A 26,673-nucleotide genomic window follows, 5' to 3' on the forward strand; every position below is an offset into this window, starting at 1 on the left:
TCGACATAGGCTGAGGGCAGATGAATTTGGAAGTTGATGCTAGTGGCACGTGGAAAACCCGCTGCCGAATTGGTGGAAATTTTGGAGGAGAGTTTGCGACCCCGCCTAGGTCCGGGGACTGGTCTCAGCCGATTTTCGGTTCATCGGAGGAGATGATGGGCGACAGATTGATGGAGTATTTTCACGCCAGCAACGCTCCCATGGGGAGAGGTCTTTTGGCATCAGCGACGTCCGTCACGCCTGCGATACGGCGAGCGAGGGTGGCGACTATTGGGTCAAAAAGATGATGAAGGCCGGTTGGTCGTCAAGCGTGGCCATGCGGCGGGGCGCTTCTTAAGGCGGTTTTTGGGAGGAGAAAGTGGACGCGGTCTGGGCTTTCATTTTCGCTCGACGGGACCAGGTACAGGTTGGGAGGCGGATGCAATGAAACAGTGGCTCATAGTTCTACGGGCAGCAGACGCAGCGGCTCGCTGGCAATTGTTGCGAGCTTGGTCATCGCGGAAGCACGCACGGGGATGACCCCGATCTCACTATCGAGCAAGGCGTAGAGCCGCGCCGCTCGCGCAAAGAAGCATGTACGCTCATTTCTAGGTCCCAAGAGAGTGGCATTAGCAAAATGAAAAGACCTCGCGCGTTGGCAGTGAACATATTTGAGCACGCTGAATGCTTTTACCAAACACTGGCTGTGTTACGCTCTGTTGAAGCTACGGTCCGCGCGGCGGGAAATCTCCATGCTGCTGTAACACTCGTCGAGCCTGTAATTTCTGTAGGAGCTTTTACGACAGAACTGTTTCTGAAATGCCTCATTTGTATTCAGGGCGACGATGCGCCTCCTCATCACGACCTGAAGAGGCTTTTCGAGTTGCTCAACGATGAAACGCAAGCTCGCATCCAGCGGATGTGGGAAGCGGAGGTTGTCGTGAAACGACGCGCCGACTGGGAGGGGTTAAAGAAGTTTGGGCTAGAAGTTCCGGATGATCTGCCTTCAGCTCTAGCTAAGGGAGCCAAGGCTTTCCAGCGGTACCGCTATAGCTACGAAGAAGGCAGTACCGACGGTCTGCACTACTACCTGGAAGACCTTTCGGCGTTGCTCGAGAGGATCGTACTCGAGATGAGACCGACGTTTGAGACGCATCGGCGACGGCCTATCCCGTTGCGTTTGGCCGAGCTTCCGGAGTGACCCACCCCGTGGTGCAGCCAATCCTAAAACCCGCCTCTGATTGTCTTGTTTTGTCCCCGCCGACAATCTGAGGCTCCAAATTTCAACACCTGCTGAATTGCATATCTTTGCCAGGCGCAGTCTTGGCACGCTCATTCGTCAATGAACTTGCCACCCAACCCTCCTGGGCACCTGAAAATAAGGCAGCCAGGACGAAATCACCTTGGTGGAGGCGATGTTGAGGGCCAAAACTCCAAAGCGCGACGGATTTTCTCCCGTGGCGCAGCCCAATCGCGGACTGCGCAGAGGGCTGATGAATTTGGAGTTGGTACGAGTTGGCGGCGAAGACCTCGCTGCTCTGGCGACCGAAATTGGTGGAAATTTTGTTGCGGCCTTATCCTGCATGACAGGGTCTGGCCCGGTTCTCAGTCGATTTTGGGTTCAAGGGAGGAGCACAATGGACGACCGAATGATGGAGTATTTCCACCGCCTGCAACGCTCGCATGGGGAAAAGGCTTTTCACATTAGCGATGTCCGACATGCTTGCGAGAAGAATAGTCAGGGTGGCGACTACTGGATCAAGAGGATGATGGAGGCCGGGTTGGTCGTTAAGCGCGGACGCGATCAATATGGGATCGCGAACGTCGGATCACTTGATCCGGAATGGCCGGACCGCAATCCGCCCATGGGGCAAATGCAAATACCCTCGGCAGGCGGCGAGCAGAAAATGAAAGCTCAGCCCAATAGACAGATCGTCGGCAATATCGGGATGTATTTTGCGGCATACCAGTTGTCGTTAAGAGGTTGGAATGTCATGCCCACGTCCAGGAACGCACGCGGGATCGACCTTCTGGCCTATGATAGTGATGCGGACCAATATCTCGGCATTCAGATAAAGGCGCTTTCGGGCATCGGAGCGGTGCCGCTCGGCAAGTCATTGGATAATCTGTTGGGCGATTGGTGGATTGTCGTCAGCTCCGTCGCGACCACGCCGGAATGCTACGTTCTAGAGCCAGCCGAGGTCAGGACGCTTGCTGTGCGAGACAAAAATGGGGACCAGGCCTACTGGCTTCCAAGAAAACAGTACGCTACCGACGAATTTCGTGAAGCCTGGGATCGCATAGGCCGAGGCGACCTGGCCGCCAGACCGGAGTAGGTCGTCCTGCCTCTGTGGCAAAGGCGCTCCGGAGAATGCATACCTGTGCCAATCGAAGTCTTCACCCGCCAGTCCGAGCTTTTCTCAGCCATCCAACCTACCTGGCACCTGAAAATAAGGCAGCCAGGATGAAATCACCCTGGTGGAGCCGCTGTTTGAGAGGCAGCACAAACAATCGAGCCCAGCCCCCCGTGGCGCAGCTCCATTGAGCACAGAGTTTGACCGAAAGGGAGGAGCATTCCGCCGGGCGCCCTCCAAGGGCTGCCGGGCCCCACCTTACCGCTGCGGTGGCTTGTCCACCCCGCCCCGCCTTTTACCTCTCTGAGGTAACACCGGCGGGGTAACCCGGCATGCGCGCGTCTCCATTAACTTTGTAGTTGCCAAGCGCCGGGCGTGGGCGCAATTTGCGCGACACCGGATAGCGCCCTCGCTCGACAGTGAGCTTCGGGAACGATGCGCCGGCAACATTGGAGGTCTTTATGACCGCTTCCCAAGCGGCGGACACTGCGTCCGTCCTCGCATTACTCCCCACCATCGACCTGGAAACTACCAATAGCACTGGATGGCAGAGCTATATCGAGGCGATGAAGGTGTTCGCCAAGGACAATGAGTCCTTCGCGGATGACTTCGTACACCCCGATGGCTGGACCGACGTCGACAAGGTCTGGGCTGTCAAGGCCTGGATCAAGAACGCGGCCAACCGCGATCCGTCCCTGGCCAACGTCAAATACCTCGCCCAGCAAATGGAGCTGGGCGACTTTCAGGAGACTGGCATCCCGCTGATCTTCGACGCCCATAAGAACGGCGTCGATCTACAGCACCGCATGCTCGCCCAGATTATCACCGGCCTCACGGTCACCCACTACGTTGTGAACTTGCGCAAGGACGTCCCGTCGATCTTCGCCTACTACGACCAGGGCAAGCCCAGGACGCACGCCGAGATCCTTAAGGTCGCCGGCTATGGCGAGATCTCTGGCAACCTGGCCAGCGCCATCAAGATGCAGATGCACTATGAGGCGGATTGCTACAGCGCTACCAAGGCCAAGTCTTTAGGCAAGATCGCTCCGAAGATGGTGCTCGACTACATCATCGCCAATCCGCAGATCCGCATTGCTGCGAACCTGATGGCAGGCGAGCACAGGGCGGCAAGGACGGTAATCGCCAAGCCTGACGTCGCGGTCGTCGTCTGTTTCGAGATCCTCAAGGCCCACGACGAATCCGTGGCGGATGAGTTCTTCGAAGAGGTTGGCAGCGAGCAGCGTGAGGCGGCGGCCAGGGCCGGCGAGCCTGTGGCCGTGCTGCAGGCCGAGCTGGAGGCTGATCTCAATAGCAGGGATCCGATGGCGCGCCACAATGTGCTCGCCCTCGTAATCAAGGCCTTCAACGCCTGGATAAAGCAGGAGCCGGTCAAGAAGCTTGCTCTTCGCGTCAACGAGCCGTTTCCGCGTGTATGGGGCAAGGTTGAGGTGATGGCTGCCGCCAAAGCGGCCGAGTAACCGCCACGCTACCCAGACCACCGGAACGGGGAGGGAGGCGCGCGCCGCCTCCCTCCTTCCTGGCGCGCAGGATCACAACCAATGAGCAAGAAGAGCAATAACCAAGTCAAGGGAAAGCGCAACATCACGGTCATTCGCAACGATGCCGAATGGAAGGCCGTGCAGGTCGCCGCAGCCCATCGCAACACCAACCCCACCGCGCTGGTCGACGCCTATCTTCACGAGATCGTCGCCACCACCACGCCCAATCGCCCCAGGACGATCAAGCAGACCAACGGCCTGGCCAAGGCCACGTTGCGGCCCGAAGAGGTCGATCCCGACTTCAAGGGCACCGCTACGCAATTTGCCAGGCTGCACGGCTACATCCCGATCCACACCAAGACCGAGAAGGAGCTGCACGATGCGGCCCGTCGCGGCCAGGCGTTGATCCAGGCCTTGCGCGAGATCGTGCCGCTGCCCGCAGTCAATCCCGCCGACGTCCATGCCTGGATCCTGGAGGGCGAGAAGGAGGGCGGCAAGCGCGACCAACGGCTGTTGAAGAAGATCCGGGAAGTGCGCGAGCTGATCAGCAGCGGGCTGCCGAAGGCGCTCCATGAGGTCGAGGCCTGGCTCACCAACCTTCGGAAGGTTGAGGCCGGTGCCAACGCCGACGAGCTGGAGCAGAATGATCAGCAGGCAGCCGATCACCACGACGGCGATCTTGAGCACTCTGTTGATCGGCCCCGGGATCGGGATGGCGTCGATCACCCAGGTCACCAGCCACAGCAGGATGCCGACGATCAATAGGTAGATGATGAGGCTCACGAGCAAACGCAAGGATCGAAACTGCGCGTAGCCCATCGATGAAAGTCCGGTAAGCAGTCATTCGTTGGCGGTCACCTCACCGGCACCTATCTGCGTGCGTAGGTATTTGGACCACCCCGAACGAGATCACCTTGGTGTAGTTGGGGGCTCAAGCTCAAGTGGCGGAGGTAAAGGAGGAGTACATGCAAGTAGATGTCGCATACCTCGAAGCTCGTGCCGCACGTGCCACTAACAGGCCGCATGTTCGACGGTTCGCACCGATCATTCCGATTGTGGTTGAAGCCATCAAGGCCACACTCGGCCCTGAGAACGTCGAAAATCGCGATAAGAACCAGATCAAGATCGCAGGCCGCTGGGTCGGCAAATTCGAGCAAGGGCACCGAGCTGAGGATGGCTTCACGCACTTGGCGATCATGGATGCTGGCGTGCCGGTGGGAGAAACAAGCGTGAGGCTGAGCTGTTCGCAGAGGCGGCCAAATGGATCAAGACTGCCATCGCGGAGACGATGTTGGAGGGGTAAGTAGTGTGCCGTATTGCTTTGGCGCTGGGGCTGCTCGTCACCCCGGCCGCTGCCGAGACTTACACCGCACGCGAGTGCGCCGTCGTGGAACATTATTTCCGCTAGTGCGCGAAGAGCCTTGATGAGAATGACGGCGAGTGCGTTCTTGCCGACGTGAGCTATAAATGGCTCCGGTGGGGCGACAACAGCACGCTCGCAATCGAGCGGCGACATCATCTCCCCTTCTCGCTTGAGACGCCAGAACAGGGCACATTCGACGGCCTGTGCAAGAAGGTTTGCTATGAGGAGCTGACCGCGCAGCAGGCGCTGAAGAAGTTCTGCGGACTTCCCGCGCCAGTAAGCTGCGCTAAGATCGTGATCCAGGAAGCGGAGGGCGTTATGTTGCAGCTTTATTCGCGGGGGCAAATAAACGCCGCCGGCAGCCTGCGGCTGGCAGCGCCCGTAGCGAGGGCACTAAAGCCCCGGCATTAGGCGACCCGATCCAGCATGATATGAGATGTTCAAGCCGTAGGCCGGGACAGCTTTTAAATCTGACGGCCTCTGTGTAGGCGCAAATAGCCGTATGCGGAGACGCGCCTCGCTCGGCCGTACCCCGCCAGTCACGACAGCATGGCAGGCGCAATTGCATACCTCTGCCAAGCCGAGACATGGCCCGCCAGCTCGCCTTTGCTTTTGCTATCCAACCCTACATAACACCTGAAAATAAGGCGCCCAGGACGAGATCACCCTGGTGTAGGTGCTGTTGAGGGCTCAAACTCCAAGGCGGGGCGGATTTTCCCCTGTGGCGTAGCTCCATAGACCACCGCCCTTAGGGCTGATGAATTTGGTGGCTGATACGAGTTGGCGGCGAAAACCCGCTTGCTCTGGCGGCCGAAAATGGTGGAAATTTTTCGGCGATGCTTTGCTGGGAGCTTGCGACTCAGCTCCACATGCTTGGGGCGCGCCTCCGTGTCCACAACGGGGCAGTTATTCATGCGGAAAGCTCAACCGCAACGACCTGTAGCTTGCCTTGTCATGGAGTCGAGCTGAGCAACGGTCTTACCGATTTCAGCCCGCGAATGGCAGGAAACCGGGAGAAGGACTTAAGACACCGTGTTCCGCGCCTCCACCTATGGGACGCGAGAAATCAGTCGCGGAGATGAATCGGATGGGCATAACGCCACTGCACCCCAATGCCGCGACGGCGTTGGACGAGATTGCGAGTTCAATCAAGTTGGATTCCCCTGCCAAGAGTCCGCCAAACGCTACCCCAGATTGGGGTGAGCGCTTCGTATCTTTCGCCGCAACTTCGCGCCACATCATTGGTGCCCCCCGGCTCACGGTTACTAACGGCCTGGGCTTTGTTGAAGGGATATTCACTTTTCGCGGAACCGAACCGGCGAGCTTTACGGGTGAAAACCTCGCTAGTTTACTCAAGCTGATCGATCGGGTCCTTGGAACAAAAGTGTTGGCGACGTGCCTCAGTGAAAAATACGTTCAGAAAGTCGCCCTGGACTGGTGCTTGGAAGAGCCTTCGGCCAAGCAACCGTTTTCCAATTTCCTTATGAGCCATGCCGAGAAGGACGTTTCTATCTGCGACATTTTGATTCCAATTGCGGAAATGGAAACGGAGCAGGAGTTTGAGTTTGGCCCGACAAAGATCGTGACAATGTCGAAATCGTTCTTTGATCGCGCAGAGACCCGCCACTTTTCAGAGCAGCCAGAGCGCACGATCGAAATTACTGAGCATTTCAGAAAGCTGCGAAAACAGTTCCAAGGCGGGGCGGCGGTCGCTCTTACGATCGAAGGTGAGAAGATTTATGCGCAGCAGAAAGCATATTCGATTGCCAATGATGTGATCGGGCTTCTTCGATTTTTTCACTACGCTGCATTTAGTTGGAGGCATTTCTGCCCATGTGCTCCCGCTGGCGCGGAGTATCTCCCGCTCAGAAAGTCCTTTAGCGTTGAAGGGCCAGGTCAGTTCGATTTCACGTCTGGCTACATCTACGATGCCATGCCGTGGCGTATTTCGACGACTGAACTTCGAATGATGAAAAACGAACTTCTCGACACCGTCGCAGGGTTGGTCCCAAACGAAGGCATATCAAACTTCGCCCTAGCAGTGCGGAGCAGCATTCTCACCTATAGCAAAGGCATGACTTCTCCAGACATGAGCGACCGATTAGTGTATTCGCTGTCGGCGCTCGAGAGTCTGCTATTGAAAGATACTAACGAGGGCATCTCACAAAATCTTAGTGAGCGAATTGCGTTCTTAACCGTTCCGAGCGTAGAAGATCGGCTGCGTGTCGTGGCAAGCTGCAAGGCAGTATATGGCGCGAGGTCCGATTATGTTCATCATCGACGCAGGTCTCCTGTCTCCGACGAGAACCTTGAACTCTTCTTCCTAATGGCCCATCGCGCTTTGAAAAGCGCTCTCGCGAATGTCGGCAAATTCAAAACTCGGGTGGAGTTTATTGAGGGGATTGACCGTATGAAGTTCTCCTAAGGCATGACCGTTCGCCAGCTCGCGATTTCCATTCCCATTCAGCCCTACGGGACATCTGAAAATAATGCGCCACGGACGAGTTCACCTTGGTGTAGGCGCTGTTGAGGGCTCAAACTCCAGAGCGGGGACCGATTTTCTCCCGTGGCGCAACTCAATGGACTGATGCCCGGGGCTGATGAATTTGGGACTTGGATAGGAATTGGCGCCGAAAATCCGCTTGCTCTGGTGGTCGAAATTGGCGGGTCTTTGGAGACGAATTTTAACATGCCTCGCGTGGGGCGCATCCCCCGGGGGTTCAGTACGATCTCCGCTAGGAGGCACCTAGTAGTCTATCACAGTGATTTTGACTCTTTGGCGGTGGCTGGATAGGCGCGGCGGAGTTTGGCGCGGGCTTTGTTGGTTGTGAACATCCATTTGATGCGGGTTCGGGTTTTATTTCGCTGCCGTTGCCATGCTGCGATCTCGTTTCGCAGCCTTTTGGGGTCGTCGATGCGGCGGCCGAGACACTGGCGCTGAAGCACGCTGATCTCGCACTCGACCATGTTGAGCCAACTGGCGTGCTTCGGAGTGTAGTGGAATTCGAGGCGGCACAGGATGCGTCGGGCCTCGGCGGGCGCGAAGGCCTCATAAAGCGCCCCAGGCTTATGGATCGACAAATTGTCCTGCACGACACGGATGCAGGCGGCGTTGGGATAATGGATGTCGACGAGTTCACGCATGCAGTGCGCGTAGTCCACGGCGGCGCGGCGGTCGGTAACCTTCACGTTGCGCCAGCCACGATGCGGGTCGAAGGTAACGAAGAGATTGACGGTGCCGTTGCGGCGGTACTCGTAATCGTAGCGCTCGCGCTGTCCCGGCTCAGCTGGAATCGGCTGACGGACCTCGCCGATGAGCTGGACGGGGGTCTCGTCGAAGCAAACGAGCGGCCGGACGGGATCCGGCGCCTCGGCGTAGAGGTCGAGCACGTCCTCCATGCGGGCGACGTATTCGCCATCGACATGGGGGATGCACCACATGTCCCTGCGCCATGGCTTGAGGTCGTTCTCGGCTAGCCGGCGACGCACGGTCTCGCCCGACAAGCTGTCATGATCGGTGAGCTTGACCATCGTGTCGGCCAGCAGCGTCAGCGTCCAACGTTTGCGGCCGGCGGGCGGCTTGGCGCATGCCGTCGCCACCAGCAGGGCCTCCACGCGGCTCCTCGCTCAAGGCCCGCTCCAGATTGCCTTCCACGAAGCGGCGCTTGGTCCGGCCGACGCTGGACAGGCTGACCCGGACGGTCCGGACAATCTCCGCGTCGCAACTACCGGCATCGGCCGCCAGCAAAATCTGCGCCCGCTTGAGCTTGCGGGCGGCATGCTTGCCGCCGCCGAGCATCGCCGTCAGTTCGTCCCGCTCGGCTTGGCTCAATTCGACCCGATAACGTACATTCATGCTTCGCCTCCTTGTCGGAGGCCGGGACGAATCGATCCATGAGTCAAAAATCAGGCGCGTGCTTAACCGAGAAACAGGGTCACTACCTCGCTTTCATCCATACCTATTCGTACATGTTCGGACAGCCGCCCGCCGAAGCCGACATTCAGCGCCATTTCCGCGTCAGCCCGCCCTCAGTCCACCAGATGATCGTCACCCTCGAACGAAACGGTTTCATTCGCCGTCAGCCCGGTGTTCCCCGGAGCATCGAGATTCTTTTGCCACCCGAAAACTTGCCCATCCTCGAATGGCTCGGTATCAAAACGTCAAAATCACTGTGATGAACCACTAGACCGAACCGCATATCCCTGGACCTGGTACAGTCAGGTGGTACAATTAATGCATTAGTCGGCTGATGCCGCGCGATAAGCCTCTGATATCGCTAAGGGCAGGAATTCGGGAAACTGCTCCCTCCCTCTCCGCCACTCGACCGAAAGAGTCGGAAAATCCCGCAAAATAAGTCTTTTCCGCACAGCCGGGTGAGGTCTGTGTAGCACCCTTGTTCCAAGCTATTCCGAAGCCGATGCGATCAGTGAAAAAGTTGGCCGGCCGCTAATAATTCGGCAGTCCGGCGGAGTCTCGACGACAGCCCAGCGAATGGGCGGCTCCTGCTTGCGGTAGCTGCAATGCGGTCGAGCACGTTAGACACGTCTGTTAAGAGCAGCCAGATTTCCTGATCTGGTTCATTATGCCTGCGGTTTCTTTGAAGATCACCGACGAGGGAATTCCGGAAGCCCGATAGGTATCGTGTCCATCAACTCAGACAGTCAGCCCTGGGCCTGATTGCTGCAGCGGAGAAACTTGCTTCCGCAAATTCGCATTTAGGTTGTTGACACCTGCGTCTGTATCGTAAACAATTTAAGCGCAATTTCGATCTAAGGTATAGATTCCATACTCTTACATAGCCGGCTTGGATACTTGTTGAGGTCGCCTCTTTGTAAGCGCGAGGGCCTGTTTCTGAACTGACAGGTTGGCTTTCTACAAACGTGAGCTATCGGACGGAGGGGCTTTCGGCCCTAGTGTGGGGCATCCAAACTCAAATAATCGCAACAGGACTTCGTCGCCTGCGCTGCCCGGACGTCAGCGTAGTCCAGACTCGTTGTTCGCGACTCGTCGTCATCACGGTGCACTCTCTCGAACGGGAATTGTTTGCACAATGCTGGTTGATCGGTAGGGGGAAAGGTGTCTGAAGTTGCGACCGAGCGCGCAAGGCGCGCCATGCCGCGTCCTGTGGGCCGGCAGGAAACTTTGAATCCGAACCTGACCCGGCGAGGGTTTCTGGCTGGAACCGCAGCCTTGCCCATCGCCGCCGAGACAGCGTTTGCCGGCTCGGACGTTTCGATGGACCTCGAGTTCGACTTGTCTTCGGACGGGGGAACGTTGACGGTCCGCGAATTTCCTCACCCCACTCCGGGTCAAAAGCCCGATGACAAATTGCAGTGGAAAGCGATCGCAGCCGCTTTCGGGCCGAAGGCCTGGTTCGATCTCGCGGTGGATGCGACCGACGACAATCGCAGACATCTGAGAATTCGCGACGCAAGCTACGGTGCCGACAATTCCTTCACCGTGGAGCTTTTCTTCTCGCCCGTTATCGCAGCGGGCAAGCGCGTGGATCACTGGGCTCTGGAATTGACCACCGATCTTTGGCGGAGCGCGATACAGCCCGCTTCGCGTTGGGCCAGCGCCAAAAAGGCCTTCCGCGATTTCGTGCAGCAAGACGGAAATCTGTCCGCGTATGTAAATGCCGCAAACGCAAACGTCAGGCTTGGCCAGATGTTCGACCGGCGCGTAGCAGCGGATGACGCGACGGCCGAACCGCTCCAGCTTGCCTTCCAGAATGATTGCCTGTGGCGTCTCAGTCGTGATCTGGGCGCGGCAGCGACGAGCTTCGGCGGCCTGGCCAAGGCCGGCAAATTTACCCTCGGTTGGTGGCAGCGGGAGAATGAACTGCCGTTTCTTCACGGCTTTGCGCGGGACGATAAACAGCGTCATGACCGGGTGTCGGTATCCTCGCCATTCCGTGTCGGCGGGACGTCGGGAGCAAGCGTCAGCGTCCACGATTTCGTAACGTCCGGGTCTCCTTTGGAGTGGGAGGCGCGCCAAGTCATCTCTCCCCTTGTCCCGAAGTCCGCGCAGACGTTCGTCAAGCTGAGCTTAGGTGCCGCCAAGCTCACAATCGCCGACGATGACGACCCCACTGCAGCGCCAATTACGGCGGCGACGCTGTCCATCACGGAATCTCGCTTGCCGATCAAGGATCAGCGTATCCGCCGGACGCTTTGGGGAGCAGTAGCGCGAACGAAGGCGCCACTCGAACTGCGCACATCGATCGGACGGCTGGTAATCAATGCGCCGGAGCCGATGCCCGCGCCGGCATCGAGCGTGGCCGAACCGTCGCCTGCACCGAACGGAGGCGCGCCTGCTCCATCTGTGGCCGCGCCGACCGTGCAGGCGCCCGGTTCCTCGAACGCTGCGGCGCCCCCAGAAGACGACACGCTAATCGCCAGCGGTGATCGAACGGGGGCCCAGGACGTCACCATTTGGGCGGTGTTCGATCGAACGAAGCCGGCCGAGCCTTTTGCGGCACGGCGCCTCGCGATCGATCTCGCGTTGTTCGCGAGCGATCTCGCGCTACGAGATGCAAGCCACAGCTCGCTGACCTTCGACTCGGCGGATTTTCGGCTCGTCTATGAAGACGGCGACACGATGAAGGAACTATCCGCGGGCGAGTTTCCCCGCGCGCCCGCATCGAGCTACCTGTGGGTAGGCTCGCTCGACGCCGGACAGGAGATCGCGCAATTCGATCTGTCGCGGGCGACGCTCGCGGTCGCGCGCGACGTCGATCTCGTCAAGCTGCGCTTTCGTTTCCTGGATCTGACATTGGTCCTGACCCCTGAGCCCGTCATTCGGCCGCGGCATGCCGAGTGCAGGGTCATCGATCTCGGCAACGATCATTTTCGCGATGACCGGCCGGTGCTCGTGGCGGAATTCGGTCCGCAGCACGTATTCGAGGAAGCCATCTTCCGCCAGAACATCCCGTTGCCCGATATTACGGACCTGACGGATCCGACGCTGGATCGAAATGCCATACTCAATCAAATCGATCAGTATGCGGACGATACGCCGAAGCTGATCGATTATCGAAAGAGCATAAGAAAAGGGAAGGTGGACAAAGATCCAAACTCGCCCGCTTTCAACGACTTTTGCAAGGCATACGAGACTGCTGCGAATGCGGCGGCCCTCCCGCCCGATCAACAAATCTATGTCGGCCCCTTCGCCCTTGATCCCGATGCGATGGCAATCGCACGGCAGGTCGAGCGTGCCATGGCAACTGCTGCGGTTACTGACTCGATAAATAACACGTTCGACCGCATCAAGAAGTTCATCGCTGACGACAAGAGTGCGACAACTCATCTCCTCGCGCCGGCAACTCCTACAGAGGCCGGTAACCCGGGCCCTGACGATTACTATCTGACCAACGCCTTGCGCAACGAGACTGTGCTCGAGCAACAAGAGCCGGTATACGGGGTGTTCCGCGACTATTATCGCAGCGAGTTGATCAAGCAATACTACGTCAAGACGAGCAAGCAGCCTTGGGCGCCAGCGACGCTGGACTCGATGGATGTCGAATTTTTCGCCCACGATAACCGCCCGAATTGGCAGCCCACGGCGAGCGGCGTGCCGCGGAGAATTCCGCCTGCAGACCCGCGTGGGTATCGCGAAACAGCGCTTCGCGCGAATTTTATCCAGCAGATTGTCGGGGACGATCCCGCCACTTTTGCCGAACTTAGCGATGCAAGGCTCGCGCAGCCGAGCAGGCTGGCCTTCCGTATCAATTGCGCGCCGGCGCCGAATGCGACCGCAGAGGAGGCAGGGCTCAATTATAGCTCCGACGCTTCGCCACAGACGCCAAACAGCGGTGGGTTCGCCTATCCCGAACTCGCTTTCACATTCGCGGACCTCACCGATTGGTCGCGGCACGAGCCGGCCGTCACCTTGCGTGCGCGCAAATTGTTCAGCGGGAACACCAGCGGAATCGTGCCGCCGATCGGCACGCGCGCCGCCAATCTCGCCGATCCCGAGGTGCTCACCTATCAGGGGATCTCGCGTGGCGGCGTCAACGCCGAACAGAGACTCGGAGAAATTCGCGCCGCGCTTGCCAGAAAGCCGACGCTCTACGAAACCGCGATCGAGATTCCGGCACGCCTCACGTTGTCCACCGCGCAGGACGCTATCTGGTTCGACAGGCGTAAATTGCCTTGGCAGGTTGTGCATGAGAACGCCGGAGCGGTGCCGGTGGTTGCCCCGTCGGAACCCACCGGCGGCGACACCGTCATGAAGTCGGGCGATCCCGTCAGGCGCTCGCATCAACCCCTGTGGGTTGCCCAACTGGCCCTGGATGGGCTGGAGCCCAATCTTCGCATTGTCGATTCGCCCGACCTTCGGCCCAACGCCCTGACGTGGCTGAAACCCGGCGACTTACGCCAGATCGGTCAGGGCGCGCCGCCACGCGGACCGCTCGCTCCTTGGTTTATCGGGCCGGAGCAGATGGATGCGGCAACTCTGACAGCCGAGGGCGTCAACGCCAAGATGCCTCCCGGCACGCAGGTACCGAAGCCGCCGGCGCCGACTCTGGTGCCGGTTCCGACGCCTGCTTCAGAAACGGAGCTGTGTACCCCGCCCTTGCGCAACCGCATCTGGCGCATCCTGCGCCTGCTCTGCGGCCGCGATGACGACCGCAAGACACTCGGCAACCTGCAGTTCTTCCGCTCGGCGCTCGATGCCTACGACCGCCATGAGCTGGTCCTGCTTTCTTCCGCCTACGGCCTGCCGGTCATCGGCAAGCGCAAGCCGCGCGATGGCGATCCGGCCGGCTTGGAGACTGCGGGCGGCCTGGTCACCGGTTCCGGCCAGATCGAACCGGGCGACGATTTTCCGGTGCTGGACGCCGACGACGCCCAGGCTATCCAGCGCCCGCAACAATTGCGCGTTCGCGAGCTTTGGCTGAGCGCGCTCGGCGGATCGCTTATCCACGATACGCAGTTCCTGCCTTCAGCCGGCGCCAACGATTTGTGGGGTGGGAAGATATTCGATGGCTTTTCGATCGAGCGTTGGCGAGCGGAGATCGTGCTCGGGCGCGATATCGTCGGAGAGGTCGTCTACAAGGGCTATTTGTTCCCGCTTGGCCATCGCGCCTCGCTCGTCAAGCTGACGGAGCGCTTGTTTCTGCGATCGGAAACGCTGGGCGTGAAAGCGGTGCTGGTGCAACGCATTTTCATCCGCGTCGGGCGCAAAACGCAGGCCTATCCGGCCGTGGGTCAGCCGTTCGACGGGCGTCTGTGGTGCGCGCGGGACGTCACAATGCTAACCGTGCAGACGCCAGACCTGCAAGACCCCTATCAGTTGCCCAAGGTTCCCGCCAAAAATCCCGAGAACCTCGTGGGAGGCCGCATCGACCTGGCAGGGGCTCCCGGCCTCGCGTTCTGGCCGCGAGTGAACGAGACCGACCAGGGGCTGGTCAAATTTGATTTCACGATCGACGGCGCCGAGACGTCGATGCCGCTGATCTTCGTCGACAACATCGCGGCAACCAACGGTGCGTCGCTAAAGGCACTCGTCGAAACCTATCGCAGATGGCCGGATTGGGTATCGCGCCGCACCGCCGCGCTTCGCGATCAGAATATCCGCTATGCCCCGGAAACAAAGACCGGCGACTGTACCCTGAAGACCCAGAGTATCGTCGTCAGCGTGCATGGCGGTTTGAAGAGCTCCGGCGGTGTCTGGAACGGAGACCTTACCGCCTACGATACCAACGCGATCCTCGAGGGCGCCGAACAGCCACCGTTCTATCCCTCGGTAGAGGCTGCGACCGTCCGCCTCGAGAACGTCGAGCGCTTCAGCGGCGGTGTTCCGCGGCCCGTGGACGTGCAGTACGACGGACGTTATGTGCGTTTCGGATTTTCACCGAAAGCAGCCGGCTCGGACAAGCCGACAAATCCGCTCGAGGTCTTCCTCAACCTTCGAACATGCATTTCCATGTCGATGGGCAGCAACGGCGACCGTAGCGGAGCGATCGGCCGGCCGGAGTCGAACATCGTCGCCATCGGCCGGGGAAATGGCCCGATCGGCGCGGGCGGAGCGATCATCTACGAAGCGTCGGGGCCGGCGTCATCCACCGATCCCTTGGGCACTCCGGAGCCCCGGGGGCAGGTCCCGGTTTCCGGCGGTGTCAAATTGATTGATCCGGTATCGCCGGCCCCGGAGTTTCATAACCTGCTCTCGCTCGCCGATTTCTTCGATCCGCAAAATCCGTATCTTAACCAGGTCAAGCAGGCCTCAGGCGCCGCCTCGCTCCCGACCACAGGCGTTCCCGCGCCTCGCGCTTCGAACGCGGCAAGCGCGGCTTCGGATGCGATCGACGACATCCGTAAAGTTCTGAGCGCCTTCTTTAGTGACACGGCCATGATTTTGGGCGTTGTCAGCTATCGCCATCTGCTTCAATTCCTGGGCTTCGATTTCGCTTCGCTTCTTGAAGCGGCTCCGGTTCTGCGCGAGACGTTGCAATTCGGCTCGGACGACGCACTCGGTGGAGACCCGCAAGAGCTGGTCCAGGAAATACACACTCACGTGCTGGCTCCGCTACAGGACGCGATAAGGAAACTGGAGACGCAATGGCAGAACCTGAGTAACGACATACAGAAGCAATTCCCCGGGAAGGGCATCAGCCTCGCGCAGGTCTTTCCCGAAATCGATTCGGGTTTGCGCGACCTCGATGGAAAAATCGCCACTGCGCAGCGGGACGACGATCCGGTCCGCTTGTTCCTCGATCTTGCCGCCGTTTACGAGAGTGCCCGCGCGTTCGCCGCCGCGCTCGACCGCATGGCCTCCAACCCGGTTGCACGACTGCAGACCGCGGCAGTGGGTGCGGTGCAGGACGTGCTTGCACAGTTCCAGCAGCCGACGGCGCTGTTCCGGGACACGATGGCGCAGCTCGGAACGGATCTGGCCAGCATACTCAACGCGGACACCATTGACACCTGGCTGAAGAACCTTGTCGGGCAGGATACGAGCGACGAGCTTGACGACACCCTGACGTTCGAGCTTGCCGCGCCCGATCTTGCAGCCCTCGCCCAAAACACCGCCACCGGGATCGGGACCTCGTTGGACGACATCAACAAGCAGTTCAAGAGCGATTTGAAGCTTGAAGTTTCAGATTTTGCAAAGGCCATCATTGGCGATGTTTTGGCCAACAAACCGACTGGTGAGACTTTCAAGAATTTTCAGACGGTTGTCGCAGCTAAAGTCAACACGGCAATCGTGCAAGCCAAGACGGCTGTCGAGGCCCAGCTTGGCAGCGCTCAATCACAGGCCGTTTTCATCATAGAATCGGAGCTCGACACTTTCCTGCTGTCCGTAACCCAGGATCCCGATAACGCCCCCATGCTGCGGGAAGTCTATGGTGCGGTTACATTCATATTCGCCCTCATCGACAGGGCCAGCCAGCTGCGGGCCCATATTTCAGCCGGCAATATCGACAAGTCGCTCGGAGATTTGGCGGCCCTTTCGGATATGATTATTGGTGTCGGGCAAGAGCCATTTACCCGGATCGACCAATCCTTGAGACAGGGCTTCAAGGGACTCCAGGCCCAACTTGCGACGTCCGATTTGATGCCACCCACGGCCGGCAACGATTTCACGACCTTCACGGCGGAAATAGCCAACTGCAAGACCTACCACGATTGGACGCCAGCGCAGAAGAAAGGCAACTTCCCGCCTCCGACCTCGACGCCTGCCGCCAACGATCCGATGAAATCGCTCGACGCCTTCATCTCGGCTGCAAAATCGGCTCAGAAGGTAGTCAACGATGTCGCCGGGCTCGTGGTGGACAATGCAAACAACTTGCAGGAAATACAGACTAAGGCGGCCGCAGCGGGCGTCGATATTTCGCCCTACCTGGATTTGATCCGCAACGCCCGTGTGCTCATGGAGGGGCCGGCTGCAAACACCGCCGATTTCGGCCTGGTGGGCGATGCCAGCGCGTTGTATTGCGCCTTCGTTACCGGACTTGCCCGAATGGGCGCCGCGGTCTCCCTGATTCCGAAGACCGACTGGACGAACGTCGACAAGGATATTGTCGTCAAGCTGACCGGCTACGAACAAGCTTGCGCTCAGTCTGCCGGTGACATCGGCGACGCACTGGCGAAGGCGACAAAACGTCTTGCGGACTTTATCGAGGCGAACAAGACCGTGATCGCGGGCGCCGCCCTTCTTGGAGCTGCGCTTGACGCGATAGCCCAGATCCCCGGCCTCTCGATCAGCAATCAAATCAACAGCTATTCCAGCGACTGGAAGGACAAGGAAAAAGATGTCGCTGCCGCTCTGGCGGCGGCAATAAATGTTCTGATCAAGTTCCTGGTAAACGGAGGCAAGTTCGCCGCGGCCGTCAAGACGACGCTCGTAAACGCTCTGTCTTCGCTCGACACTTTGCTTGGCAAAATCGGTTTGAGCCTGAAGCCGGAGGAAGATAAGCTGAACTCGGCGCTGAAAGATCTCGGCGACGTGTTTGGGAAATTTGCGAACTACACCCCGATTGGGCCCGCGCCGGCAACGATTGCCGGTCTTCTCGCAACCCCGGTCGTTACCTCGGGCACGACGCCGACCGTCCAGACGCTCTTTACCAGCACGACAGAACAGACTTATCAGCAGCTCTCCGTCGCCCTGCACAAGGCCGAAGCCGCCGTCTTCGCCGGGTGGCGCGCCCTGCAGGCACGCGCCAAGGGACTGCCGCAATATCTGCAGCGTGCCGTGGTCGTGGCGGCACAGGCGCCGTTACAGACGTTCAGTTCGGCCTACAAGACGCTCCTCGAGCTTCGCAACAGCGCCGCCGAGAAGATCAACTCGCCGTTGCTCAGTCTTCAGGCGCGGCGCTCGCTGTTCGTCGCTCCTGTCTACACTTCGCCGCCGGGTGTCGACGTCAACGACCCGACCGATAACGACGCGATCCTTCAAGCTCTCGAAAGCAAGGACCGCCTGGCCGAAGAAGCCGGCGTCCTGAAAAATATCGCTGCCTACACGCCGCCGGCCGCGCCGCCCGACCTTATCATCGGCAATTTCGTGCGCTTCCTTGACAGTTGGACCACGGGAAAATCTGCGCCTCTGCAAATCGCCAGGAACGTTCAGGATCTTGCGGCGCAAGTGCTCAAGGGGAACATCCTTGCGTTGATCGACGTCGCGGCCTTCCGCGATGCCATTCTTGATGCGATCGCGCAACTGGTGCCGACCAAGGCGGTGTTCTCCTACAATTTCGCCAGTACTGTGACCGAAGAGCCTGATTCCGACGCAATCTTCCAGGCGCAGCTGGGCTCGCGTTTCGTGCTCACCACGAAGATCGAGGTCGATCTGCTTAACGAAGGCAAGACCGATTTCGCCGCGTCGGGTTCTCTGGGCCCGTTCGCCATCAAACTGGTGGGCTCAGTCATCGACGCGCTCACGCTACGGTTCGGCGGCGCCGGTTTTGTGGCGAACAACGGCGCGGCTCCGCGTTTTGATGTTGCCTACCAGTCCTACGAGGTCGGCCCGGCTCTCGATTTCATCCAACAACTGCAGGCCTACCTGACGCCCAGCGATGGTGCCGGTTTCCATATTGGGCCGCTCGATTGGGCGCTTGGAATTGAAGTGGGATACGGCGTCAACCTTGGAAGCATCGGAATCGGGGAAGTTTCCTTCTTCAACATTATTTTCGACGTGTCCGCCGATCTGCCGTTTACGTCCGCTGGGGCGTTGTTCAAGACGTCGCTCGGAACGCGGCTGGCGCCATTCACGATCAGCATACTTCCCTACGCCGGATCGGGCTATTTCTCGCTCTTCTCGGCCGCCGACGGAATCCGGGGCTTCGAAGCCTCGTTCCTCTTCGGAGGTGGCGGTTCGCTGAGCTTCGGCCCGCTGGAGGCGCAGGTTCAGGTTCAGGTCGGCACCTTCATCCGGGTTCTCAAGGTCGGGGAGGTCAATTCGACCGAGATCGCGGGGAGCTTCCTCGCCGCCGGCAGCATGACGATCTGGATTTTCAATTTCGCGGCGAGCCTGTACGTCAGCCTCGGCGAAGACAACGGCAATATGTATGGCGAGGCCATTTTCACCTTCTCGTTCTCCGCGGGTTTTATCGACTACTCCTATTCGGTCGCGGCATCGCACAACCAGCCGCAGCTTGGCTCGTCAAGCGGCGGGGACAGTGGGGAACTCGAGCCGGGGTTGCTGCAGCCCGTCACGCGCTTTGCGGCCCTGAACGATCGGAACGTCATCAGCGATGCAGTCGAGCCGCTGATCGTCGCCGCCGGTGCTGCTGAGGCTCCGGGCGCTGCGAAGCCGCCGCCTCAACATGCGGACGTGATCTCCAGGGCGATCTGCCAATCGGAGGATTGGAAGAAATACGCCTCGTATTTCGATGTCGAGCTCGTGCAATAGGTGGCTGCCATGGCGAGTCCTCCTTCTCCAATTTCGGGTCCAAAGGTCGCTGCCTATATGCGCGTCGTCGCCAACGGCGTCGCCAAGAACGGTCGTGTCAAGGCCACTCTGATCGTCACTCCGCAATCGCCGGCCGCGGGCGTGGCTACGGATTTGAATCTTACGACATGGCCGGGTGATATCGTCAAGCATCTGGCAGGGCTTGCCGCACCGGAAAAGTTTCCGGTGTGGTACAGCTTGACCGACCCCAGCGCTGGGGCGGTGACGCCCACACGGCTCGGCAAACCAGCCTTCGTGGCCCTCGCGGATGAAGCGAACGGCCTGCGCGACCTCAATGACCTCTGGGCGAGGGCGATCACCGGTGCCGGCGATTCCAGTCCGTGGCAGACGCTCCTCGCCGACATCGATCGAAGCGTGAGCGGCCAAAAAAGCTCCGCCGACCTCCAGCCGTCCTATCAATCGGATCCCACGAAGGCCGAGATGCTGGATAATGGGGCAATCGTCGCTCAGTCGCATGACCCCACGAAGAAAACGATTGTCAAGGGCGTAGTCCCCAACCCGCAAACGGGTTACGCCATCGATATCGCTGCTGCCAGGGCGCAGCGCGTGACCCGAAAGCTGGCGATCGGACCGTATCTGCCAGGCGACCAGGAGCAGATCCTCGACACAGAGGTTCCGGAGCGGGACCGCGCGAAGTTCGCCGAGCAGCGCAAAAAAGTGCTGCTGGACCGGTTGAAGGCTTCGGTCGATGGCACCGATCCCGACCGCCAGCGAAGCAAGGCGTATTTCGACGCAGTCAGGACCGCGCTCGGTGACACTACGGCAGCCGCCGCGCCGGCTGCCGGTCCGGCGCCGACTGCGGTGACGGCCGCAGCCGCGATCGCGCTGCCGATCGCGCCCGCGGCGCAGGTCCTCGGCAAGCAAGCGGCTGGCGGTGCGGCCCCGCGGCCTTCGCGTGCCGCACACGTTTATAGCAGCTGGACTCAGTGGTCGCGCCAGCATCAACAGTCTTCCGCCGCGATTCAAAAGGTTTCCGCGGCGGGTGCGGCGCCGGTCAAGCCGAAAGGACCGCCGCCTGACTCGCAGGCGAAACTGCTTTCGATCTATTACAGCCTGCAAGGCGATCCGATCTTGTCGCGGCTGTTCGGATTCGCCTTCGACATCGAGTTCGACATTCCAAATGATCGCCATGACGGCGGCGATGTCTGGCTCGCCGCCGGCGACGCTCCGATTTCGATCTGGACCAAGGCGCGTTACGCGGTGCAGGACGGGGAAGACAAGACAAGGCGTTTCTGGCCCGCGCCTCGCTTCGAGAACCCGGACGCCTCGATGGCTCTCACCCGGGAGCAGATGCACGGGGTGTTCGACCTTGGTCAGGGTTACGAACAGGCTAATCCCCAGCCGCATTACTATCTGACGTCTCTCGCAGTGCGCGGCGCCGTCTCGGAAGCGCTGGACGGCATTGAGACGGTTGACAAGGGCGAGCGTCATCAAACGAGTGGATGGACCTTCCTTGACAGCGGACGCGCGGCACGAACCGCGCGCGACCTTGCCGTCGCCAACCACCAACGCAAAGCGTACGGTGACCAAAATGCTGTTGTGTTGCATGCGGAAGAGCTGACGATTGGCCGGCGCCTTGACGTCCTGGCCATAGGTCCCAAGCAAAAAAACGTGCAGTGGCGCAGCTTGATGAATCGCTTCGTCGAGTTCACCAGTCTATCGGGGGCGGTGAAGGAACGGCTGGACGCGATTGTCGCCGACCGTATGCTAAAGGGCAGGATCCTCGACGAGGCGGCCTTTCAACTTGTGTCGCGCTCGATGCCGATCGTCGGCGAGCAGGAGTCCGGCTCAGGCGACAGCCGCAACGTCGAGGCTGTCGTCGAGGAGGCGTTCCTGTCGTGGGACGGAACGCCGCTTGCCGCGCTCACGTGTAAGTCGACCGCTAACAGTTCCGGAAGCGAGGTCTTGCCGGTCAAGCGGGCTTACGATCTGCCGACATCCGACTTTCCGGAATTGCGTCCGCCGCCGCTACGTTACGGTGTTGGTTACGTGTTCTCGATCCGCTCCGAATTCCTGGGCGGAGGCTCGCCTACTCTGGACGACGCATCGCGATGGCATGAGGCACAACACGGCAAGACGACGTTGCCGCCTAGCGACAATAAAGGCATGAAGAAGCCCCGGCGCTTTCTGCGTCAGGAGGCGATCGCAGCCCCGATCTTGATGCTGCCGGACAACCTGGTTACCGGGAGCAACGGCGAGATGGGCTTTGAGTCGCCGGCCCGGGCCGTTGTGCGCACGGCGACCGCGGCAGACAAGCTCGCCCCCGGCGAGGCGAACGAGAATCAACATGGTCCCGATCATGTCAAACTTGCGGATCGGGCTCGGCCCGATTCCACGATGCGCGTGTTCATCGCGCCACGGGCGGGAATTGATTTTTGTGCCCGCCACGGAGTTTTCGACAATGCCGGCACGGCCTTGCAGCGGCTCGGCGGCGGACTATTGAACGTGGAATTTCATGTCGACAAGAAAGTGCAGGCTTTCCCCGTGGCTGTCGTCATGCGGAACACCGGCTTCAACGCCGACCGGCTCATCTATCGCAGAACTCCCGGCAGAGCCAGTTCGACCCTCGAGGACGGCGATGCCCTGGGGGCCACCATCTTCCATCCGTTGCCGGCCCCGGTTAAACGCGAAGGTGGCCGCTCCTATCTGCCCGACCCCGCGGCCGAAACCATGTCGCTGCGGCTGCGCGTCACCGGATCCGACAAGTATCTGAAGCACGACGTGCTTGTCGAACTCTATCAGAACGGAGTGGATGCAGATTATCCGAATGCACTGCCGGTTATGGTCACGGTGGAGAAAGTCAACGCCCAACGCGCAAAGCCGGCTCAATTGGTAACCGATATACTGCTCGGAGATCCAAAGGCAATCGTCCGCATTCGCGAGGGCGGCAAATGGGGGCCTGATACGCCGGGCGCCGGGGGTGTTCGGGCACGCCACCTGCGCGTTGTGCTGGCGCCAGGAGAAAAGTTCGACCTTGAGGCCACTTGCCTGCCCAGCAAGGTGAAACTCGCCCAATGGTTCTCCCTGCCCGAAAACATCGGGGTTCAACATCATCTGGCAACCCTCTTGCCGGCAGCCAAGCAGGCGCTTTGCGTTTCATGCGGCGAACCGCAGCAAAAGCTGACCGCGGCGGTTGCCAATGTTGCCGCCGGCACAGGGCTTGGTGGGTACGCGCCGCCGGACCAAGGCGGCCTCGACGCGGTTGCCAAGGAGCTTCTCGATTGCGTTCGGGATCGTTGGCAGCTCACCGAGGTGGCGGCGGCGACAACGCTACGCGTCGAGCATGCCGTCAACGCGCCGCAGAATGCGGTGTCGCTTGCCAAGGTCGCGATTGTGCGCCCGGGTACGTCGAGCCCGCCGGATTCCGGGCTGCCGTCCGACTCCGTTGCAGGGTCATCCACACTTTTGCTCACGGGAGAAGTTCTGGTCGACCTCGAGCAGGTGGACGCGGTCGACATCGTGGCCGAGGTGGTGAATCCAGGGGGTACACCGTTTGACGAACCTGCCCGCGGCCGTGGCGTGCTCGCCAGGAGGGCGGGCCGCTGGCCGACTGTTCTGAGCAACGAAGGCAAGCGCAGATACAAGCGCAAGCGCGCCGTGTTCGGATTCGACGTCGATGCCAACGGCAAGACCAGGCTTCTGCGGGAAACGGTAACATTGCTCCGCATCCAGAATCTGCCTGATCCTCGCGCGGCAGTTAATCCTGTGTCGGGGCCGGCGATCTTTCTTGACCCCGAGCCCTGGAAAGCACGAAAAGCGCGGCTGAATCTGGGCGCTTTGCACTGGGCCGCCCGCAACGGGCAGCCTATCCAGATTCCCGTTGCCTCGGACGGCCATCCCGACCAATCCGGCACGGTTGCAACCCACACGATCGGTGTGTCGCGGCCGCACGAGATTTCCGATACGCGGGCGCGTTTCCTAAGGTTGTATGCAGTTGCGGTTTCCCGTTTTGCTCGGTCCTTCGAAACCGCACCGATGTTCGCCGATGACGGCAAGGAGCACCTCCTGCATCGCCGTCAGCCGCTTTACGATAATGAGCAACGCAAGACCGGAGCCACGATCGAGGCGTGGAGCAACGCAACCGCTCGTCCCGCGCCTGCGGCCGCCAGGACGCCGACGCCCTTCTTTGCAATCAAACGGGTTGCAGAGGAGGATCGTGGTCTTACGGTTCAGACGTTCGTCCGCAAATGCGGCGTCCGGCTGCGCTTCGATCGGGGAATGTTTTCAGCCGGCGAGGGTGAGCGCATTGGCATCGTGTTGTGGCCGCCCGATATTGTGAAGCAAAATCCAAACGATCTGGAGGACAATACGGTCAAATTCGCCGGCCGGACGATGACGCTGAGTGATTTCGTGGATGCCGATCTGGGCGATGGCGGCCAATACATCTCGCGATGGGGTGGCGATCCGATCCGTTCCGATCCCACTCCGCAGAGGGGGTGGTTCATGCCCCCGACCGCATTCGCCTGTCTCAATCCGGCAGAGGCGGGCGAACCACAGGCGCACGATCCAAAATATGTCCCGAGCGTCAAGATGCCGATCATGGTGACGAAACCGCCGGGCTCCACGGACGGAACTCCGGTGGCGGACTCGTTGACGTTCATGCAGGTCGCATTGCTGACTTTCGAGCCCTATTTCGACATTGAAGCCGAAGAATGGTTCGTCGACGTCGCGATGGACGCGGCCCGCGCGACCGATCCCTTCGTTCGTCTCGGCCTCGTGCGCTATCAGCCGAACACGGTCGGCGGCGAGCTCCAGGTCTCGACCCCGGTGCGGGTGTGGACCCAGCTGCCGCCGCGCAGGACCTTGACCCTGAAGCCCCGGCTGACCAAGGACGGCGACGTTACTCTGGACGCGATGGTGTGCGGCCAAGCGAGCGACGGCATCAAGCCGCTTCCGGACGATGCTGCCGCGATCCTGCTGAACGATCCGAACGGAGAAGCGGCTGCCGCGCGCCGCGCCGTCTGGAATCGTCTCCAGCGTGCGAAGATGGTCTTGAAGGTCCTGCACGAGACGGAAGATGACGATTTCGGGAAGCGACAGACCAATGTATTCCCGGGCGAGGCGGTCGACTTCGACGGTGGAACGATGAACGACGGCATCATTTCATGGCCGATTTCCGTGACGATACCGCAAGTTCGCTTGAAGGACCTGGGTCCCGGCCGGCTTGTTGCGATCGTCGAGGAGATCGAGGAGCGCTTGCCGGCCACCTATCCCAGCGAGCCCATCAAGCTCACCGACCTGTTGAAGGACGAGGTCGTTCTGCAGTCGGGTCCAAGGTTCATCGCAAGAGTTCCTTTCTTGGAAAGGAAGTGATTTTTTTGCGATACCGAAATCCCACGGTGGATGCCGAATAGAGCAACAACGAGGTACAAGATGCGACTGATACTGGCGTTTTTTCTCTTGCTGCTATCGCCCTTGGCTTATTCCCAGGCCTGTTCGTGCGGCCCGGATTATTGTCAAAGCGATGCCCGTTATCCCAAGCTACTGGCGAAGAAGAAGGCGTCATTGTCTGCCAGCTATCCGTCCGATCTCGTCGGCTTGCTCGACCGCGACGGCGCGTGCGTCGCTCGTGTTGAGCAGGCACCGGACGGCTTTAGCCTGATGACAGTGGGGTCCGATGGAAACAAGTTGACCATAGCCTGGGACGAGGACAACGAGCGCATTTCGCGCCAGCAGGTTATGGATGGCGTGGCACGCGCGTACTACAAGTTCAACACAGCGCGCCGGTTCTCGTGCTGTAACGAGCCGAATTACGATGCTCAGCCGGATTGGGACGCGAACCTCGGATTAAACACTGGCATTGCCATAGCCTGCACGATCAGCAGCAGCGGTGTCGTCTGCCAATGAGGAGTTCGGATTGAAGTGCTGAGATCGGCTCGTTCGTTCAGATAAGGGGATTTGACGGTGTTTTATGGCTTGAACAATGTTCTGTGCGGAGGACATAAAGTCCCTCTCGCAGCCGATCCTTTCGTCAACGGAAACTGGAATCCGGAGAATACTTGGGCTGCAAAAACTCAAAAAGGAGTTCTCTATGGCAAAAGTACAGATCGAGATCAAAAATGGCGATAACAACGACAACTTCGTGAGCGTGCAAGATCGAAACTTAGCCGGCGTGCCGACCGTATGGAATGCGAAGCGATTGAACGGTGGCGCTTCGGATTGGTGCGATCTCGAAGTCGATGGCAACGGCGATACTCACATGAACTGGACGGCAACACGAACCGACGATCCAGCCCAGACTCGAACGGAAACTGACGTGGTAGGAATCCCTGGTGGACAGCCTGTGTTCGTCACATGCTCATGACAGAGCTGGCAATTACTTTTGGCTTCGACGACGTAGTGGGAACGAGCAAGAACCCGCCGATATCCGTCGGCGTGAAACCTCCGTTTCCGCAACCCGAAGACAGCGCTGCTGACGGAGCGTTATTTGAGCCAGCGACTTCGCGGGCGAGCACTGCCGGACGCCGCACGGATTGGCCGGGCTAGAGTAGCAAACGTCAGTGCGTCGTTCGATAATGCCGCGCTGCGCTACAGACCAAGGGTCAAGCTGACCTTGACCGCTGGCCGGGACCACACCTATACTATTTCTTTAATAAAGGTGTTTCGCGTTGGCCACCTGCGCGCGCGTCCAAGCTATCACATCGCCGAGATCCTGAGCATTAAGTGCTAAGCGAATCAGGATCGAAAAAAGGTCCTCGCTTACATCGCCTTCCGCCGCGGCTTGCTTCGCGTAATGACGCGCCGTGTCGTCGTCGCCCATCAGAAATTTCACGCGTGCAGCCAGTCCGATGTCGTAGTATGGCGGATTCGACGATTTTTCATCATGCGAGATCTGGAGCACGCCCAGAGCAAGGTAGCTCAAAGTGTCCCTAAGAAGCTCGCGTCCGACCGACAGCGGCGTCCCGGCCGACGCCGCACTGGCAGCTCGGCTCAACGCTTCAAAGGGATAAACCGTTACCACCTCATTGATCGCCGAGGCGAGAACCGGATAGTACTCGTCGCGTACCTTCGGGAATTCTCTGAGTTCGCCCTGGAAACCCGGCATCGGTATTTCTAAAGCGT

The 26,673-nt window shown here is 59.7% G+C and carries 12 protein-coding genes and 1 pseudogene; 11 read left to right on the forward strand and 2 right to left on the reverse strand.

Annotated elements, in window-relative coordinates; translation table 11 throughout:
* The first annotated feature begins 616 nt into the window (after nt 1-616).
* From QA640_RS04585 to QA640_RS04610, 6 genes are all read left to right on the forward strand, one after another.
* Complete coding sequence (locus QA640_RS04585) at nt 617-1,180, forward strand: hypothetical protein (RefSeq protein ID WP_283039571.1); 564 nt, start codon at nt 617-619, stop codon at nt 1,178-1,180.
* 436 nt (nt 1,181-1,616) lie between these two features.
* The gene (locus QA640_RS04590; RefSeq protein ID WP_283039572.1) at nt 1,617-2,315 is read left to right on the forward strand and encodes a hypothetical protein; all 699 of its coding nucleotides are present in this window, start codon (nt 1,617-1,619) and stop codon (nt 2,313-2,315) included.
* A gap of 479 nt (nt 2,316-2,794) precedes the next feature.
* Nucleotides 2,795-3,811 (forward strand): hypothetical protein, encoded by a 1,017-nt coding sequence (locus tag QA640_RS04595; RefSeq protein WP_283039573.1) that lies wholly within the window; start codon nt 2,795-2,797, stop codon nt 3,809-3,811.
* Nucleotides 3,812-3,892: 81 nt separating this feature from the next.
* The gene (locus tag QA640_RS04600; RefSeq protein ID WP_283039574.1) at nt 3,893-4,597 is read left to right on the forward strand and encodes a hypothetical protein; all 705 of its coding nucleotides are present in this window, start codon (nt 3,893-3,895) and stop codon (nt 4,595-4,597) included.
* A gap of 691 nt (nt 4,598-5,288) precedes the next feature.
* Nucleotides 5,289-5,606, forward strand: a complete 318-nt coding sequence (locus QA640_RS04605; protein WP_283039575.1) for a hypothetical protein — start codon at nt 5,289-5,291, stop codon at nt 5,604-5,606.
* Between the two features lie 676 nt (nt 5,607-6,282).
* Entirely contained in the window at nt 6,283-7,620 is a 1,338-nt protein-coding gene (locus QA640_RS04610) for a HEPN domain-containing protein (protein WP_283039576.1), read from the forward strand.
* A gap of 332 nt (nt 7,621-7,952) precedes the next feature.
* On the opposite strand, the pseudogene QA640_RS04615 reads toward QA640_RS04610, so the two are convergent.
* Nucleotides 7,953-9,051 (reverse strand): annotated as a pseudogene (locus QA640_RS04615) (IS630 family transposase).
* Between the two features lie 38 nt (nt 9,052-9,089).
* Here QA640_RS04615 and QA640_RS04620 point away from each other — a divergent pair.
* The 5 genes from QA640_RS04620 to QA640_RS04640 all read left to right on the forward strand — a co-directional run bounded on the left by QA640_RS04620 (nt 9,090) and on the right by QA640_RS04640 (nt 25,915).
* Nucleotides 9,090-9,371 (forward strand): MarR family transcriptional regulator, encoded by a 282-nt coding sequence (locus QA640_RS04620; RefSeq protein ID WP_283039577.1) that lies wholly within the window; start codon nt 9,090-9,092, stop codon nt 9,369-9,371.
* A gap of 901 nt (nt 9,372-10,272) precedes the next feature.
* Complete coding sequence (locus tag QA640_RS04625; protein ID WP_283039578.1) at nt 10,273-19,551, forward strand: hypothetical protein; 9,279 nt, start codon at nt 10,273-10,275, stop codon at nt 19,549-19,551.
* 9 nt (nt 19,552-19,560) lie between these two features.
* The gene (locus tag QA640_RS04630) at nt 19,561-24,924 is read left to right on the forward strand and encodes a hypothetical protein (RefSeq protein ID WP_283039579.1); all 5,364 of its coding nucleotides are present in this window, start codon (nt 19,561-19,563) and stop codon (nt 24,922-24,924) included.
* A gap of 60 nt (nt 24,925-24,984) precedes the next feature.
* On the forward strand, nt 24,985-25,458 hold the full coding sequence (locus QA640_RS04635; RefSeq protein WP_283039580.1) for a hypothetical protein: 474 nt from the start codon (nt 24,985-24,987) through the stop codon (nt 25,456-25,458).
* Between the two features lie 184 nt (nt 25,459-25,642).
* Complete coding sequence (locus QA640_RS04640; protein WP_283039581.1) at nt 25,643-25,915, forward strand: hypothetical protein; 273 nt, start codon at nt 25,643-25,645, stop codon at nt 25,913-25,915.
* Between the two features lie 285 nt (nt 25,916-26,200).
* Here QA640_RS04640 and QA640_RS04645 read toward each other — a convergent pair whose 3' ends face one another.
* Entirely contained in the window at nt 26,201-26,656 is a 456-nt protein-coding gene (locus tag QA640_RS04645; protein WP_283039582.1) for a hypothetical protein, read from the reverse strand.
* Nucleotides 26,657-26,673 lie beyond the last annotated feature (17 nt).

Origin of the sequence: Bradyrhizobium sp. CB82 (assembly GCF_029714405.1) — a bacterium.
GTDB lineage: Bacteria > Pseudomonadota > Alphaproteobacteria > Rhizobiales > Xanthobacteraceae > Bradyrhizobium.

Bases quoted from the DNA above. Each gene is read 5' to 3' on its own strand.
- QA640_RS04585 (WP_283039571.1), top strand. From the start codon at position 617: ATGAAAAGACCTCGCGCGTTGGCAGTGAACATATTTGAGCACGCTGAA.
- QA640_RS04590 (WP_283039572.1), top strand. From the start codon at position 1,617: ATGGACGACCGAATGATGGAGTATTTCCACCGCCTGCAACGCTCGCAT.
- QA640_RS04595 (WP_283039573.1), top strand. From the start codon at position 2,795: ATGACCGCTTCCCAAGCGGCGGACACTGCGTCCGTCCTCGCATTACTC.
- QA640_RS04600 (WP_283039574.1), top strand. From the start codon at position 3,893: ATGAGCAAGAAGAGCAATAACCAAGTCAAGGGAAAGCGCAACATCACG.
- QA640_RS04610 (WP_283039576.1), top strand. From the start codon at position 6,283: ATGGGCATAACGCCACTGCACCCCAATGCCGCGACGGCGTTGGACGAG.
- QA640_RS04620 (WP_283039577.1), top strand. From the start codon at position 9,090: ATGAGTCAAAAATCAGGCGCGTGCTTAACCGAGAAACAGGGTCACTAC.
- QA640_RS04630 (WP_283039579.1), top strand. From the start codon at position 19,561: ATGGCGAGTCCTCCTTCTCCAATTTCGGGTCCAAAGGTCGCTGCCTAT.
- QA640_RS04635 (WP_283039580.1), top strand. From the start codon at position 24,985: ATGCGACTGATACTGGCGTTTTTTCTCTTGCTGCTATCGCCCTTGGCT.
- QA640_RS04640 (WP_283039581.1), top strand. From the start codon at position 25,643: ATGGCAAAAGTACAGATCGAGATCAAAAATGGCGATAACAACGACAAC.
- QA640_RS04645 (WP_283039582.1), bottom strand. From the start codon at position 26,656: ATGCCGGGTTTCCAGGGCGAACTCAGAGAATTCCCGAAGGTACGCGAC.